Source organism: Emticicia fluvialis (assembly GCF_024793945.1).
In the GTDB taxonomy this organism is placed as follows: domain Bacteria; phylum Bacteroidota; class Bacteroidia; order Cytophagales; family Spirosomataceae; genus Emticicia; species Emticicia fluvialis.
In genome coordinates this window covers 26,851-42,264 of sequence record NZ_JANUSD010000009.1, presented here as the reverse complement: position 1 = coordinate 42,264, position 15,414 = coordinate 26,851, and the positions used below count along the sequence as shown (strand labels likewise).

12 protein-coding genes are annotated in these 15,414 nt (G+C 42.9%); 9 read left to right on the top strand and 3 right to left on the bottom strand.

The window, feature by feature from the left end:
* Position 1 precedes the first annotated feature (1 nt).
* Positions 2 to 805: an alpha/beta hydrolase gene (locus NZ848_RS11825; protein ID WP_259015646.1), complete on the bottom strand. Its 804-nt coding sequence runs from the start codon at positions 803 to 805 to the stop codon at positions 2 to 4.
* Positions 806 to 1,178: 373 nt separating this feature from the next.
* Here NZ848_RS11825 and NZ848_RS11820 point away from each other — a divergent pair, with 373 nt between their 5' ends.
* From NZ848_RS11820 to NZ848_RS11795, 6 genes are all read left to right on the top strand, one after another.
* Positions 1,179 to 1,898 carry an alpha/beta fold hydrolase gene (locus tag NZ848_RS11820; RefSeq protein WP_259015645.1) on the top strand — a complete coding sequence of 240 codons (720 nt, stop codon included), beginning with the start codon at positions 1,179 to 1,181 and terminating at the stop codon, positions 1,896 to 1,898.
* A 58-nt stretch (positions 1,899 to 1,956) separates the two neighbouring features.
* Positions 1,957 to 3,063, top strand: a complete 1,107-nt coding sequence (locus NZ848_RS11815; RefSeq protein ID WP_259015644.1) for an ATP-grasp domain-containing protein — start codon at positions 1,957 to 1,959, stop codon at positions 3,061 to 3,063.
* Positions 3,064 to 3,146: 83 nt separating this feature from the next.
* Entirely contained in the window at positions 3,147 to 4,244 is a 1,098-nt protein-coding gene (locus NZ848_RS11810) for a carboxylate-amine ligase (protein ID WP_259015643.1), read from the top strand.
* A gap of 195 nt (positions 4,245 to 4,439) precedes the next feature.
* Positions 4,440 to 5,252, top strand: a complete 813-nt coding sequence (locus NZ848_RS11805) for a type 1 glutamine amidotransferase (protein WP_253535558.1) — start codon at positions 4,440 to 4,442, stop codon at positions 5,250 to 5,252.
* A 42-nt stretch (positions 5,253 to 5,294) separates the two neighbouring features.
* Positions 5,295 to 6,491 carry a hypothetical protein gene (locus NZ848_RS11800; protein ID WP_259015642.1) on the top strand — a complete coding sequence of 399 codons (1,197 nt, stop codon included), beginning with the start codon at positions 5,295 to 5,297 and terminating at the stop codon, positions 6,489 to 6,491.
* A 151-nt stretch (positions 6,492 to 6,642) separates the two neighbouring features.
* Positions 6,643 to 8,010: a glycoside hydrolase family 140 protein gene (locus NZ848_RS11795; protein WP_390890880.1), complete on the top strand. Its 1,368-nt coding sequence runs from the start codon at positions 6,643 to 6,645 to the stop codon at positions 8,008 to 8,010.
* Positions 8,011 to 8,085: 75 nt separating this feature from the next.
* Here the strand turns inward: NZ848_RS11795 and NZ848_RS11790 are convergent, their stop codons facing one another.
* Positions 8,086 to 10,353, bottom strand: coding sequence for an aconitate hydratase (locus tag NZ848_RS11790; protein WP_253535401.1), 2,268 nt, complete (start codon positions 10,351 to 10,353; stop codon positions 8,086 to 8,088).
* A gap of 306 nt (positions 10,354 to 10,659) precedes the next feature.
* Between NZ848_RS11790 and topA the strand changes: the two genes are divergently transcribed.
* The 3 genes from topA to NZ848_RS11775 are packed head-to-tail and all read left to right on the top strand — an operon-like array spanning position 10,660 to position 14,969.
* Positions 10,660 to 13,128, top strand: coding sequence for a type I DNA topoisomerase (gene topA / locus NZ848_RS11785; RefSeq protein ID WP_259015641.1), 2,469 nt, complete (start codon positions 10,660 to 10,662; stop codon positions 13,126 to 13,128).
* Positions 13,129 to 13,156: 28 nt separating this feature from the next.
* Positions 13,157 to 13,852, top strand: a complete 696-nt coding sequence (locus NZ848_RS11780) for a Sir2 family NAD-dependent protein deacetylase (protein ID WP_259015640.1) — start codon at positions 13,157 to 13,159, stop codon at positions 13,850 to 13,852.
* 22 nt (positions 13,853 to 13,874) lie between these two features.
* Complete coding sequence (locus NZ848_RS11775) at positions 13,875 to 14,969, top strand: serine hydrolase domain-containing protein (RefSeq protein ID WP_259015639.1); 1,095 nt, start codon at positions 13,875 to 13,877, stop codon at positions 14,967 to 14,969.
* Between the two features lie 52 nt (positions 14,970 to 15,021).
* On the opposite strand, the gene trxA is transcribed toward NZ848_RS11775, so the two are convergent.
* Positions 15,022 to 15,348: a thioredoxin gene (trxA, locus tag NZ848_RS11770; protein ID WP_101726996.1), complete on the bottom strand. Its 327-nt coding sequence runs from the start codon at positions 15,346 to 15,348 to the stop codon at positions 15,022 to 15,024.
* Positions 15,349 to 15,414 lie beyond the last annotated feature (66 nt).

Genomic DNA, 15,414 nt, shown 5'->3' with positions numbered 1-15,414 from the left:
TTTATTTACCTACCAACCATTTCAGAAAAACGGGCATGGCCTGGCTCCAGGTCTGGTAGTTATGTTCTCCGCCATTTATTTCATAATAAACAATGTCTTCCTGTTGTGTATAACCCAGTTTTTCTAATTCTGTTATTAAATCAAGAGTATCTTCAATAGAATCTATAATTCCGTTGCCGTTACGGTCGTCTTTTTCGTCGTTTGTGCCGCATTCAAACCAGAATTTTTGTCCGGCATGGTAACGCCCGTTTCTCACCAACACATGCATAATGCGGTCGTTTTCGTCGTCATAGCCCTCCTCATAGGCTTTTTTGCGCCACCAGAACGAACCACTAAAAACCCCGACTTTAGAAAAAACATCCGGGTTGTTGCGGGTAATATCCATAGCCGACAGCCCACCCAGCGAAAACCCGCAAAAGTAGTTGTCTTCCATTTGTAATGAGGTTTGGTACGTCTGTCTAATTAACGGTAAAAACTCCTGAATTATAAAATGTTCATATTTACCGGCCATATTACCCCTGTTTTTGTAATCAGGCATGGCAGAAGTACCATATTCTTTCAGGCGGTTCTCGTTGGTATGTATGGCAGCTAAAACAAAAGGCACAATTTCGTTGTTCGCATAGAGGTTTTGCAGTACGCGCTCTATTTGCAGCGCGGCCAGGTCCTGCCCGTCGTTCATCAATAAAACTTTATATGAAGACTGTTGAGTTGAGTGCTGATGCGGCAAAATGATGTCGTAAACAACTTCTCTTTTTAGGTGTTCTGAGTAAATTTTTAAGTTCTTCTTAACTGAAATGAAATGCACTTTTGATTAGGTTTTAGATGACAAAAAAACTGAAACATTAGTTTTTGGCCACAGCATGTCAACAAATTTTCCAGAAATCATTTGTAACATTGAGCAAAATCGACTAATATTTCAATGAATTGTTTTGTTCTGGCAAAATTACAAATTCAATACGCTAAAACACCAGAATGCCATAAAACAATATTTTATTTTACATGACCTGTCATTGTCAGAATTTTAGACTCAAATCAATAATTCAATTTACTCATTGCAAGTATTTTATTCGGTTCAATCTTTTATCGTTTGCATTTATTAAGCCAATTTTGTGACAGATTTTCTAAAATAAACATCAGTAAATCATCAAAAACCAAAACATAAAAGCCTGCAAAACTGTATGGACGAACGACACATTAAATTCTATTCTCATATTCTGGGCAGAGACATTGATTTACTGGTAAGCGGCCACTGGGGCTACCCTATTCTTATGTTTCCTACCTCAATGGGCAATTATCTTCAGAATCGTGACTTCGGCCTTAACCATTCCATAGCTCAGTTTGTTAACGATGGCAGAGTGAAGTTATATAACGTAGACAGCATCGATTTTCAGAGTTTTTATGGCCGCGACCTACCACCCGACGTAAAGATTCATAACTATAACCTCTATACCAGGTTTATAAAAGAAGAGCTGGTGCCAGCCATTCAGCGCGAATGCAGCGTACACCGCATTGCCGTAGCCGGGTGTAGTTTCGGAGGGTTTCATTGTACCAATTTTGCCCTGAAATATCCCGATTTAGTTGAGTATTGTTTCAGCATGAGTGGTGCGTTTGACATCAAAAGCTTTATGAAAGGCTATTTTGATGATAACGTTTATTTTAACAACCCGGTTGACTACATGCAAAGCCAGGAAGGTTGGAAATACAACCACATGAAAATTGTATTGGGCACTTCAGACTGGGACATCTGCAAGGCAGACAACGTCAATATGTCACACATTTTGCGTTCAAGAGGTATCCATCATTGGTATGACGAGAAACAGTGGGCGTCGCACGACTGGCCTCTCTGGCGCATGATGTTCCCTGAGTATGTAGGCAAAATGCTGGCAGGCGAACTTTAAACAAGAATTTAATCAAAGAAAAACAAATACTAAAGCAATTATAACAAAGCATAGCATCATGAAAAAAATAGGAATTCTTTTTGGAATGGAAGATACATTTCCGTGGGCATTTATTGAAGAAGTAAACAGAACAGCCCCGGCCGGTATCATTGCCGAACCCGTGTTGATTGACAAGGTAGAACAGGGCGTAGCAACAGATTACGCAGTAATTATTGACAGGATATCGCAGGATGTACCTTTTTATCGGGCGTACCTTAAAAACGCGGCGTTGTGCGGCACGGCTGTTATCAATAACCCATTCTGGTGGAGCGCCGACGAAAAGTTTTTCAATAACTGCCTGGCTGTAAAGCTGGGTGTTCCTGTGCCAAAAACGGTGTTGCTTCCGTCGAAAGAGAGACCAACTGACACCACCGACCGTTCGTTCCGTAACCTGAAGTTTCCGATGGATTGGGAATATATGTTCGGGCAGATTGGTTTTCCGGCCTATATGAAACCCCACGCCGGTGGCGGCTGGAAAAGCGTATATAAAGTTTATGACCCGAACGACCTATGGCAGAAACACGAAGAAACAGGCCAGCTGGTAATGATGCTGCAGGAAGAAATAGAGTTTACCGATTATTACCGTTGCTACTGCCTCAATGGCAAATATGTGCACATTATGCCTTATGAGCCGCGTAATCCGCATCATTTACGTTATGCTACTCAGCCTAAAACACAGGGTGAAGAGCACAAAAAACTGATGGAAACCATTACAGATTACGTATTAAAACTCAACCACGCATTAGGTTATGATTTCAACACGGTAGAGTTTGCCGTTCGCAATGGTATTCCGTATGCCATTGACTTCTGCAACCCTGCCCCTGATGCCGACATCAATTCGGTAGGTAACGAAAACTTTGATTGGATTGTAAAAAATGCCGCCAAAATGGCCATTGAAAGAGCCATAGAGCAACAAGATGGTAAAAACAACTGTACATGGGGCACCTTCACGCGGGCATCAATTACCGGTAGCGATTTGCTGACTACCACCTTCCAGCCGGCTGCGCCAGAGAAAAAGACCCCTGCCGTAAAAAAAGCTGAAACTGCGCCAAAAGTTGCAAAAGATAAAAAAGCCCCGGCCAAAAAAGAAGAACCTGCCGCTAAAACAGTTGCAAAGAAAAAATAATTTTTATCTTGGTGGGTAATATGGGTTTATTACCCACCCAAGCTAAACTGTTTCTCTCTTATACATCCTGAACTAAGAAAATTATGGCGCAATTTACACTAGGTATTGAGGAAGAATTTCAGACTATTGACCCCAAAACCCGTGAGCTTCGTTCGCACATGTCTAAAATTGTAGAGGGTGGCCAGGTGATTCTGCAGGAGAGAATCAAGCAGGAAATGCACCAGGCAGTGGTAGAGATGATATCAAGTGTGTGCGAGAACATTCAACAGGCGCGTGAAGAAGTTACTTACCTGCGCCGAATGCTGTTCGACCTGGCAGCCAAGCAAAACCTACACATTGCCGCTGCGGGTACGCACCCTTTTTCTGACTGGCAACGGCAACTCATTACCCCCAACGAAAGGTATGAAAAACTGATTGACGACATGCGCGATGTGGCTCGTTCAAATCTTATTTTTGGCTTACACGTTCATGTGGGTATTCCAAATCGTGAAGAAGGCATGCAGATTCTGAACACCGCCCGCTATTTTCTGCCGCACATATACGCCTTGTCAACCAATTCGCCGTTCTGGTGTGGGCGCAATACCGGCTTTAAGTCGTATCGCTCAAAGGTTTTCGACAAATTCCCGAGAACCGGTATACCAGATTATTTTTCAAGCGTGGCAGAGTACGACAACTACGTAAACCTGCTCATTAAAACCAACTGTATTGATAACGGCAAGAAAATCTGGTGGGATATCCGCCTGCATCCGGTCTACCCTACGGTTGAGTTCCGTATCTGCGATATACCAATGCGTGCCGACGAAACCATCTGTCTGGCTGCTTTAATGCAGGCAATAGTGGCTAAAATACATAAGTTGCACCAACAGAACCTGAGTTTCAGACCCTACCACCGGATGCTCATCAGCGAAAACAAATGGCGTGCAGCCAGGTACGGTATAGCCGGAAACCTGATTGATTTTGGTAAAGAAATAGAAGTACCTTACAGCCACCTGGCCGAAGAACTCATTGAGTTTGTTGATGATGTACTTGACGAACTGGGTAGCCGTAAAGAAGTGGAATACATACATGAAATTTTAAAGATGGGTACCGGAGCCGACAGACAGCTGCGGGTGTTTGAAGAAACCCAAAACATGAAGTCGGTGGTTGATTACATAGTTTCCGAAACCAGAATTGGTTTGTAATTAGGAACAAACAGACCAGAACGAAGTGTTTTTATTGAATAGTAAAGGCCAGATCCTGTAGGTTAGCACACTAACTTGCAGGATTTGCCTTCTTTTAAGGGTATATACACCCTGTATTTCGGCAGATTTTGTTAAATTTGTGTTATTTTTTACTAAAATAAGCCTTATGATGCTACTCATAAGCCCCTTATTATGATGAAGATTGCAATTTTAGACCTATACGACGGCCGACCCAACGAAGGTATGCGTTGTATAAAAATGTTGTGCGACCAGTTTCTGGCGCAGGAAGGTACGGGTGGTGAGTACGACATTTTTGATGTACGTCAGAAAAACGAAATACCCGATATATACAATTATCAAATTTTTATATCTACCGGCGGCCCGGGTAACCCATTGCCTGAAGGGCACCCTTGGGAGAAAAAATTTACCGGCTTTATTGACAGCATCTTTGCGTACAACGCAACCCATGAGGTGAAGAAATACCTGTTTCTGATTTGTCATTCTTTTCAGATAGCCAGTCATCATCTGGGTTTTGGTAGCGTTTGCAAGCGGAGGTCTACTTCATTTGGCGTAATGCCAATACATCGCACGGAAGAAGGTGAAAACGAGCCATTATTTGAAAAACTACCTGAGCTATTTTATGCAGTTGACTCAAGAGACTATCAGTTAATTCAACCTGATTGGGATAAAATAAACGCGTTTGGTGCCAAAGTACTATGTCTCGAGAAAATCAGACCTTATGTTCCGTTAGAGCGGGCTATTATGGCCATCAGGTTCTCTGATGAAGTCTTCGGTACGCAGTTTCACCCCGAAGCTGATTCTGAAGGCATGATGAGATACTTTAAGCAGGAAGAAAAAATGCTGGCCGTTATTAAAGAATACGGAGCCGACAAATACGAAGAAATGATTGACAGGCTGGATGACCCTGACAAGATAATGCTAACTGAGGCAGTAATCATTCCGACGTTCCTGAGAAATGCGGCTGAGCATCTGGTCGAGCTGGCATAAAATCAGCAAAATTTATTCTTACATTTATTAAAAGCGCTATTTATGATACCTGAAATACGCCGCCAGTTTAACGAAAGTTTTTCAACAGAGAAATATGAAGCCTTTTTGGCTGAAATTGAAAGAGACTTCCCCGGCCAACTGGACTTCCGCATTGCTGAAACACCCGTTTTTGTACCCCAGGCGTTGAAAATAAAGCTATTGCAGGCTTGTAATGATATTATTGATACCATAAAAAAAGATGATTTTAAGGCAAAGACAGAGAGGGCTATTCCGGCTAATCAGTATGTGCCCAATGAAGATAAACATCCTAATTTTCTGGCTGTTGATTTTGCGGTTTGTAAAGACGCCAACGGCGAATTAATCCCACAACTGATAGAATTACAGGGTTTTCCGTCTTTATTTGCTTATCAATGGTATCTGGGTCAGAAATACAGAAAGTTTTTTGCCGTACCTAAAAACTTTAACCAGTTTTTTAACCGGCTAAATATGGCAACTTATGTAGAAGCCATGAGAAAAGTATTGTTAGGCAATGAAAAAGCCGAAAATTTAATTCTGCTTGAAATTTACCCTGAAAAGCAAAAAACAAGGCTTGATTTTGAAATAAGCAAACAACTTTGGGGTATTGAGCCGGTTTGTTATACAAAAATAAAGAAAAACGGACGGAAACTCTTTTATGAAAAAGAAGGCCGCCAGATTGAAATCAAACGGATTTACAACCGCCTGATTTTTGATGACCTGCTGCAGAATTATCCTGATTTAGAGACAGAGTTTAAACTGACTGACGACGTAGATGTAAAATGGGTAACACACCCCAACTGGTTTTTCAGAATCAGTAAGTTTACATTACCGCTGCTCAGGAGCCCTTATGTGCCAGAAAGTTATTATTTGTCTGATTTAAAAGAATATCCTGCCGATTTAGAAAACTTTGTACTTAAACCCTTGTTTTCTTTCGCAGGAAGTGGCGTAAAACTTGATTTTACGAAGTCTGACCTGGACGCTATCAGCGACAAAGAAAATTATCTGATTCAGAAAAAAGTAAAATATGAGCCAATTATTGAAGATACAGAGGGCAAGCTCATAAAAACAGAAATACGGATGCTATTCGTGTGGGACGATACTGCGCAGCGTCCTTCCCTTGTAACCAATCTGGCAAGGCTCAGTCGCGGCGAAATGATAGGTGTCAATTTTAATAAAAATTTCGACTGGGTCGGCGGCAGTTGCGCCTTCTTTGAAGAATAAACGAAATAACTTTTCAGCTAAAAGCCGGCAGGATTAACAACCTTCCGGCTTTTTTGTGGCCTTACAAGGGCTTAAAAATCAATGCAATACCTGATTTTCAGATTTTATTTTTAGATTGTATCGCTATTCAAACCTTATACAAACTAAAATAATGAAATTCTCTTCTACTTTAATTTACTTGTTGCTGTTGCTCATGGGCTTGGGTGCCTCTGCACAAAGCTTTAGCGTAAGTGAAAACAAACGGTTTATTCTGAAAGACGGCACGCCGTTTTTCTGGTTAGGCGATACCGCCTGGGAGCTATTCCACCGCCTCAATCGTGAAGATGCCGATTATTATCTGAAAAAACGTGCGGCACAACATTACACCGTTATACAGGCGGTTGCTCTGGCCGAGTTTGACGGCCTGAATGTGCCTAACCCGTATGGAGACAAGCCGCTGATAGATAACGACGCTTCAAAGCCTAATGAGGCGTATTTCAGGCACGTAGACTACGTAATTGACAAAGCTGCTGAATATGGTCTCATAATTGGTTTCCTGCCTACCTGGGGCGATAAACTGAACAAATCAAGCTGGGGAAAAGGCCCGGAGGTATTTAACACCGGTAACGCGCGTATATATGGCAAATGGCTGGCTGAAAGATATAAGCACAGAAAAAATATTATCTGGATTCTGGGTGGTGACCGTAACCCCCGCCCCAATACCAACGATGTAGAAGTGTGGCGAGCCATGGCCGCAGGTATAACAGAAGGTGTAGGTGGTAACGACAAGGCTTTGATTACCTACCACCCTCAGCCCAATAGAGAAGGAGCCAGTGAGTGGTTTCATGACGATACATGGTTCGACTTCAACATGTTTCAGAACGGTCATTGTCGTGATACCCCAATTTATGACCACATTAAGGGCGCATACGACCGGCCAAACACGAAACCCGTAATTGACGGAGAACCCATATATGAAGACCACCCCGTTTGTTTCAATGCCCATGATTTAGGAACAACAAATGCCTACGATGTACGCAAATATGCGTATCTGGATGTATTTGCCGGGGCTTTCGGGCATACTTATGGTTGTCATGATATCTGGCAGATGTATTCGCCTGACCGCGAAGCCGTCAATAATCCACATATTTACTGGCAACAGGCCATTGATTTACCGGGTGCAAAACAAATGCAATGGCTAAGAAAACTGATAGAATCACGCCCTTTTCTTGACCGCGTTCCTGACCAGTCATTAATTGTAGAAAATAACCTGCCTCCTGCCGAGCGTATTCAGGCTACCAGAGGGCAAAACTACGCCTTTGTGTATACTGCGGTAGGTAAGTCATTTACGGTTAATCTGGGAAAGATTTCTGGCTTACAAGTTAATGCATACTGGTTTGACCCTCGCACGGGCAAAACAGAAGCCATTGCCCGGATAGAAAACAAAGGCACACACCGGTTCACTCCACCGCGCTATGGTTACGGGCAAGACTGGGTACTGATTCTTGACGATGCCAGCAGGAACTTCCCCAATCCATAAACCACCTGTCAGGCAAAAAAAATACCCCGCATTACTGCGGGATATTTTCATATTTACAATGTATTACGCATCTTATCAGGCAACTTCAGCTGCAATCAGATTCAACGCCGAACCAGCCTTGAACCATTCAATCTGGCTCGCGTTGTAGGTATGGTTCAACTTGATTTCATCTTTCGAACCGTTGGCATGGTGCGCTACCAGTGTTAAAGGTACTCCTTCAGCAAAGGTGGTCAGGCCAAGAATATCAAAAGTATCATCTTCCTGAATCTTATCGTAGTCTTCAGGGTTGGCAAAAGTCAATGCCAGCATCCCTTGTTTTTTCAGGTTGGTTTCGTGAATACGCGCAAATGAACGTACAACAATGGCACGCACACCCAGGTGGCGTGGTTCCATAGCGGCATGCTCACGAGACGAACCTTCACCGTAGTTTTCGTCGCCCACTACAATAGTGCCAATTCCGGCAGCTTTGTAGGCACGTTGTACGGTTGGTACTTCACCGTATTGGCCGGTTATCTGGTTCTTAACAGTATTGGCTGAGCCGTTTGCAAAGTTAATGGCGCCAATCAACAGGTTATTAGAAATATTATCCAGGTGACCACGGTATTTCAACCATGGGCCAGCCATAGAAATATGGTCAGTTGTACATTTACCTTTGGCTTTTATCAACAATTTCAGGCCGGTAAGGTCGGTACCTTCCCATGCCTTGAAAGGCTCTAACAATTGCAGACGGTCAGATGTCGGGCTTACTGCAACTTTTACTTTGCTACCATCTTTTTTAGGTTTCTGGTATCCGGCATCTTTCACATCAAAGCCCATAGGAGGCAATTCAACACCCTGTGGTGCATCCAGTTTTACCTGCTCACCTTTTTCGTTAAGTAACGTATCTTTCAAAGGATTGAAAGTCAGGCTACCTGCAATGGCAAATGCGGTAACGATTTCCGGTGATGCCACAAACGCGTGTGTGTTTGGGTTACCATCGGCACGTTTCGCAAAGTTTCTGTTAAATGAGGTGATGATTGAGTTACGCTCGCCTTTTTCAGCGCCATGGCGCGCCCATTGACCAATACAAGGCCCACAGGCATTAGCCAGTACTACCCCGCCAATAGAATTGAAGGTATCAAGTATACCGTCTCTTTCGGCAGTGTAGCGCACCAGCTCAGAACCCGGAGTGATGGTGAACTCAGATTTTGCCAAAATATGTTTTGACGCCGCCTGTGCTGCAACAGATGCCGCGCGGGTCATGTCTTCATAAGATGAGTTTGTACATGAGCCAATCAAGCCTACATCCAGTTTCTCAGGCCATTTGTTTTTCTTAACGGCTTTGGCAAATTTAGAAAGAGGCCAGGCAAGGTCTGGTGTGAACGGACCATTGATACGCGGCTCCAATCTTGAAAGATTAATTTCAATTACCTGGTCGTAGTATGCTTCAGGATTATCGATACACTCCTGGTCAGGGCGAAGCAAATCTTTAATGCCATTAGCCAGAGAAGCTACTTTGGCACGGCCAGTGGCTTTCAGATAAGCCGCCATTTTGCGGTCATAACCAAATAAAGAGGTAGTTGCACCAATTTCGGCACCCATGTTACAGATGGTACCTTTACCGGTTGCCGAAAGGCTGTCTGCGCCTTTACCAATATATTCAACAATATAACCTGTTCCACCTTTAACAGTCAGGCGGCCTGCCACTTCAAGAATTACATCTTTTGGTGCTGCCCATCCTTTCAGTTTTCCGGTTAATTTAACGCCAATCAGTTTAGGCATTTTCAGTTCCCATGCCAGGCCAGACATTACGTCGCAGGCATCGGCACCACCTACACCAATAGCAACCATACCCAAACCACCGGCATTTGGCGTGTGAGAGTCGGTACCAATCATCATACCACCCGGAAAAGCATAGTTTTCAATCACAACCTGGTGAATGATACCCGCACCGGCTTTCCAGAAACCAATGCCATATTTATTTGAAACCGAAGAAAGGAAATCGTATACTTCTTTATTTTTTTCGTTGGCAACTCTCAAATCTTCTGCCGCGCCTACTTTTGCCTGAATCAGGTGGTCGCAGTGTACAGTAGAAGGAACAGCAACTTTTGGGCGTCCGGTAGTCATAAACTGCAATAATGCCATCTGTGCGGTAGCATCTTGCATGGCTACGCGGTCAGGAGCAAAATCAACATAGTCTACGCCTCTGCTATACGTTTTTGCAGGGTTTCCCTCCCACAAGTGAGAATAAAGGATTTTTTCCGCTAAAGTAAGAGGTCTACCTACTAATTTTCGAGCGGCCTCTACTCTTTCGGGCATTCGAGCATAGACGCTCTTAATCATATCTAAATCAAAAACTGCCATTTGTTAAAGAAATTTTTAAATGTTAAAAACTCAAATACGGATTGTATAGATGAGGATTGCGCCAAAATTACAAAACATCGTCAAATTTTGAATAGTAATTTATTAAATATTGCTAAAAATATATATCTAAACGCATATCACTGCCATTAATCTTCCGAGCCATCTATTTAATAAACCTCAAACCACTGCATTTTTGTTCAAAACTTATCGGTTTTAGATTTTTTTATTAAAATTTCCAAAACTTTTGTATTCTCTTTTGCATTAATATCTTAATATCGCACAAAATTTAAAATTGAAGACCAAAGAATGTCAAAAAACTTAGTCATAGTTGAGTCCCCTGCAAAAGCAAAAACCATAGAAGGTTATCTTGGAAAAGATTTTATTGTGAAATCAAGTTTTGGCCATGTCAGAGATTTGCCTGAAAAAGAACTGGGCATTGATATAAATAAAAACTTCGCTCCCAAATACACTATTTCTGCCGATAAAACGAAGGTTATAAACGAACTGAAGAAAATTGCCAAAGAATCAGAAACCGTATGGCTGGCAACTGACGACGACCGTGAGGGAGAAGCCATATCATGGCATCTGAAAGAGTCGTTAGGCCTGAAAGACAGCACTCCGAGAATTGTTTTCAGAGAAATTACAAAAAAAGCCATTACCAATGCCATTGAGAACCCCCGCACCATTGATATGGACCTGGTGAATGCACAGCAGGCACGGAGGATTCTGGACCGCCTCGTGGGCTTTGAATTGTCGCCGGTTTTATGGCAGAAAATCAGAACCGGCGAACGCACCAATCTATCTGCCGGAAGGGTGCAGTCGGTGGCAGTGCGTTTAATTGTAGAGCGTGAAAGAGAAATTGATGGCCACAATTCAAAATCTTCATTTAAGGTAGTAGCACAGTTTCTGGTTGAAAAGGGCAAAGTTCTGAACGCCGAATTACCAAAAAACTTTGAAACCGAAGAGCAGGCAAGAACTTTTCTTGAAAAATGCCGCAACGCCATTTTTACCATCAAAAACCTGGAGGTAAAGCCAGGTAAAAAATCTCCGGCAGCGCCATTTACTACATCTACTTTGCAACAGGAGGCCTCTCGTAAATTAGGTTTTTCTGTATTGCAGACCATGACAGTGGCCCAGAAACTCTATGAATCGGGTAAAATCTCATACATGAGAACAGACTCAACCAACTTGTCGGGCGAGGCCATTGAAAAAGCAAAAGCCCAGATTGAGGCCGCTTATGGCGATAAATACGTAAAGGTACGCCAGTATAAAACCAAGAGTGAGTCGGCTCAGGAAGCCCACGAAGCCATCAGGCCAACTGATTTCAGCAGAGAAAAAGTGGATGGCGACAGAAACGAGCAACGCCTGTATGATTTAATCTGGAAACGCTCTATTGCTTCTCAGATGGCAGATGCCGAACTGGAAAGAACCATTGCTACCATTGGGATATCAACCACAGCTGAAGAATTAGTGGCTACCGGTGAAGTAATAAAATTTGATGGTTTTCTGAAAGTATATCTCGAATCGAGCGACGATGAAGACGAAGAAAGCAAAGGTATGCTGCCTCCGTTAACTATCGGGCAACTGCTTGACCTCTCAGAAATGAAAGCCACCGAACGATTCTCGAAACCGGCTGCCAGATACACCGAGGCCAGTCTGGTTAAAAAACTGGAAGAAATGGGAATCGGGCGGCCCTCTACCTATGCCCCTACTATTTCAACCATCATCAAGCGGAATTACGTAGTAAAAGAAGACAGGCCGGGTAAAGAACGTACATTCAGAGAGTTTTCGCTGAAAAACAATAACATAACCGAAAAAGTAGGAAAAGAGACCTACGGAACCGAAAAAGCCAAGTTGTTCCCCACAAACATTGGCATTGTGGTAAATGATTTTCTGGTTGAGAATTTTGATGACGTGATTGACTTCTCGTTTACAGCCAATGTTGAAAAAGACTTCGATAAGGTGGCCGACGGCAAAGTACAATGGCAGAAAATGATTGGTGATTTTTATAAGGATTTTCATCATAAAGTAGAGCAGGCAGACAGCGCAAAAGCCACCAAAGGCGCCCGTGAACTGGGCGTTGACCCACGCACAGGCAAAAATGTTTCGGTTAAAATAGGTAAGTTTGGCCCTTATGTGCAACTGGGCGATAATACCGACGAAGAAAAGCCTGTTTTTGCCAGCCTGCTGAAAAGCCAGCTGGTAGATAATATTACGCTTGAAGATGCCCTTGCTTTGCTTGATATGCCCAAACTACCGCGCGAGGTAGGTTTCTATGAAGATAAACCGTTGGTAGTGGCTGTTGGTAAATTCGGGCCGTACATCAGGCATGACGATAAGTTCTATAACCTTGAAAAAAGCGAAGATCCATATCTGGTTACTGAACAACGCGCTATTGAAATAATTGAAGCTAAACGCAACAGCGGTGATTTGTCTCAACCTAAAGACCTGGGTATCTATGAAGGCCTGGCCGTTAATGTAGGTAAAGGCCGCTTTGGCTTTTATGTGAAACATGGCGACAAATACTATAACATTGATAAAACCATTAAAGCTGCCGAAGTAGATATTGACCAGGCAATTGAGATAATTAAAGCCAAAAAAGCAGCAGAAAGCAGTAAGATTATCAAGGAGTTTCCGGAGAACACCAGCATACAGGTACTGAACGGCCAGTATGGGCCTTACATTAAAGCTGGCAAAAGAAATGTAAAAATACCGAAAGGCACCGACCCGGCGTCGCTAACATTAGAAGACTGCCTGAAACTGGCCAACGGTTAGTACGGTTTATGGCACTTACCCCATTGCAATGAAAAACCTGGTTGTTTTAACAGGAGCCGGCATTAGTGCCGAAAGCGGTTTGAAGACCTTCAGAGACAGTGGGGGTTTGTGGGAAAACCATAGCATTGAAGATGTAGCCACTCCCAGGGGCTGGGCCAAAAACCCTGCACTTGTATTGCAGTTTTATAACGAGCGCCGCGCCAAAGCATTTGAAGCCCGGCCCAATGCCGGCCACCTTGCATTGGTTGCCTTGGAAGAGTATTTTGAGGTAAGCATCATTACCCAAAACGTTGACAATCTGCACGAGAAGGCGGGTTCTACTCATGTACTGCATCTGCATGGCGAACTCAGCAAGGTGAGAAGTGTCATGAACAAAAACCTGATTACCGATATAGGCGGTAAAGCCATTTATTTAGGAGACTTAGCCGAAGACGGGCATCAGCTTCGCCCTCATATTGTTTGGTTTGAAGAAGAAGTACCCATGATAGAACCTGCTGCTGCAATAGCCTCAGAAGCTGATATTTTTGTTGTTGTGGGCACATCTTTACAGGTTTATCCGGCAGCGGGGCTAATATATTCAGTCGGTAAATCTGTACCAAAATTCATTGTCGACCCTTTTACGCCCGAAGAAGCAGGTAATCATAAAAACCTGACTTACATTGTAGAAACCGCAACGGTAGGCGTGCCTAAACTGGCAGAAATACTTATCAGAGATTTTCAATAGCCAACCAGGCAAACTTAGCTCCATGAAAAAAATCATTGTCTTTCTACTAATGGCTCAGATGGTGTATGCCCAAAACTTTACCCAAAAACTTGATTCGCTACTTAAAAGCCACACTGAAAAAGACGGGGCCGGAATGGCCGTAATGATTATTAAGGCGGGCAAAACCCTCTATAAAGACGGTTTCGGACTGGCTGATGTTGCTACCCGAACGCCAATTACAGCACAAACCAGTTTCAGAATGGCCTCGGTATCCAAGCAGTTTACAGCCGCTTGCATTATTTTGCTTGAAAACCGAGGAATACTGCGTTATGAAGACAACCTGCTGACATTTTTTCCTGATTTTAATAAACAAACAGGCAGTAAAATAAAGATAAAACACCTGCTGACACATACTTCAGGTATAACAGACTACGAAGCCCTCTTGCCACCGAACCAGCAACTGCAAATATTGGATGCGGACGTGCTGCAAATGTTAAAAAGCCAATCTAAAACCTATTTTGAGGCCGGTAGTAAGTTCAGATACAGTAATTCGGGCTTTTGCCTGCTTCAACAAATCATTGAAAAGGTATCCGGGCAGAATTTTGTAACCTTTATCAAAGCAAACATCTTTGAGCCGCTAGCTCTGCAAAATACCACCATTTATGAAACCGGCAGACCCATACCCAACCGGGCAATGGGTTATGCACGTAATAAAGAAGGCAAGCTGTTTTTTGCTGACCAGAGCATTACAAGCGCCACCAAAGGCGATGGTTGTGTTTATACCTCTTTAGTAGATTATGAAAAATGGTATAATGCCTTATTGAACAACCAACTGTTTAACACCGAAGCCGAACTAAAAAAAATCAACTTTAAAATAGAAGGTGTAAAAGACATCAGCTATGGCCTGGGCTGGTTTAACGGAAAAGGCAGGCATGGTCTGGAGTTATATCATACCGGTAGTACCTGCGGTTTCAGCAATGTGGTTAACATGGTACCCGGCAGTAAATTTCTGTTCGTCTACTTCTCAAACATAGCAGATAACCATGCCCTTGAAAAGCCCATCAGAGACCTGCTGAAAACAGAGAAGATTGATGATACCACAGTTGATTTTGAAAAGGCTTTGAGCCTGACCAACTAATACAAAAAAAGCCCGGCTCAATAAAGAACCGGGCTTAACTTTGAATCTATTTTCAGTTCAATTGCGCTTCCAATTTAGAAGTAAGAATGTGTTTCGGAACGGCTCCTACAATTTTATCAACCATCTGACCATTTTTGAAAATCATCAGTGTAGGAATAGAACGGATACCGAAGTTCATCGGAACATTAGAGTTTGCATCAACGTCCATTTTACCGATAATTGCTTTACCTTCATAGTCGCCTGCCATTTCTTCAACAACCGGGCCAATCATCTTACATGGTCCGCACCACTCTGCCCAAAAATCAACTAATACAGGTTTGTCAGAGTTAATCAGTTCAGCAAAATTTGCGTCCGTGATTTCAATTGCTTTATGTGCCATTTTTTATTGAATTTATACCCGTTGCCTACTATTGGCAAAAGGTTTTTAAGGTTTAAATTTTGTTCT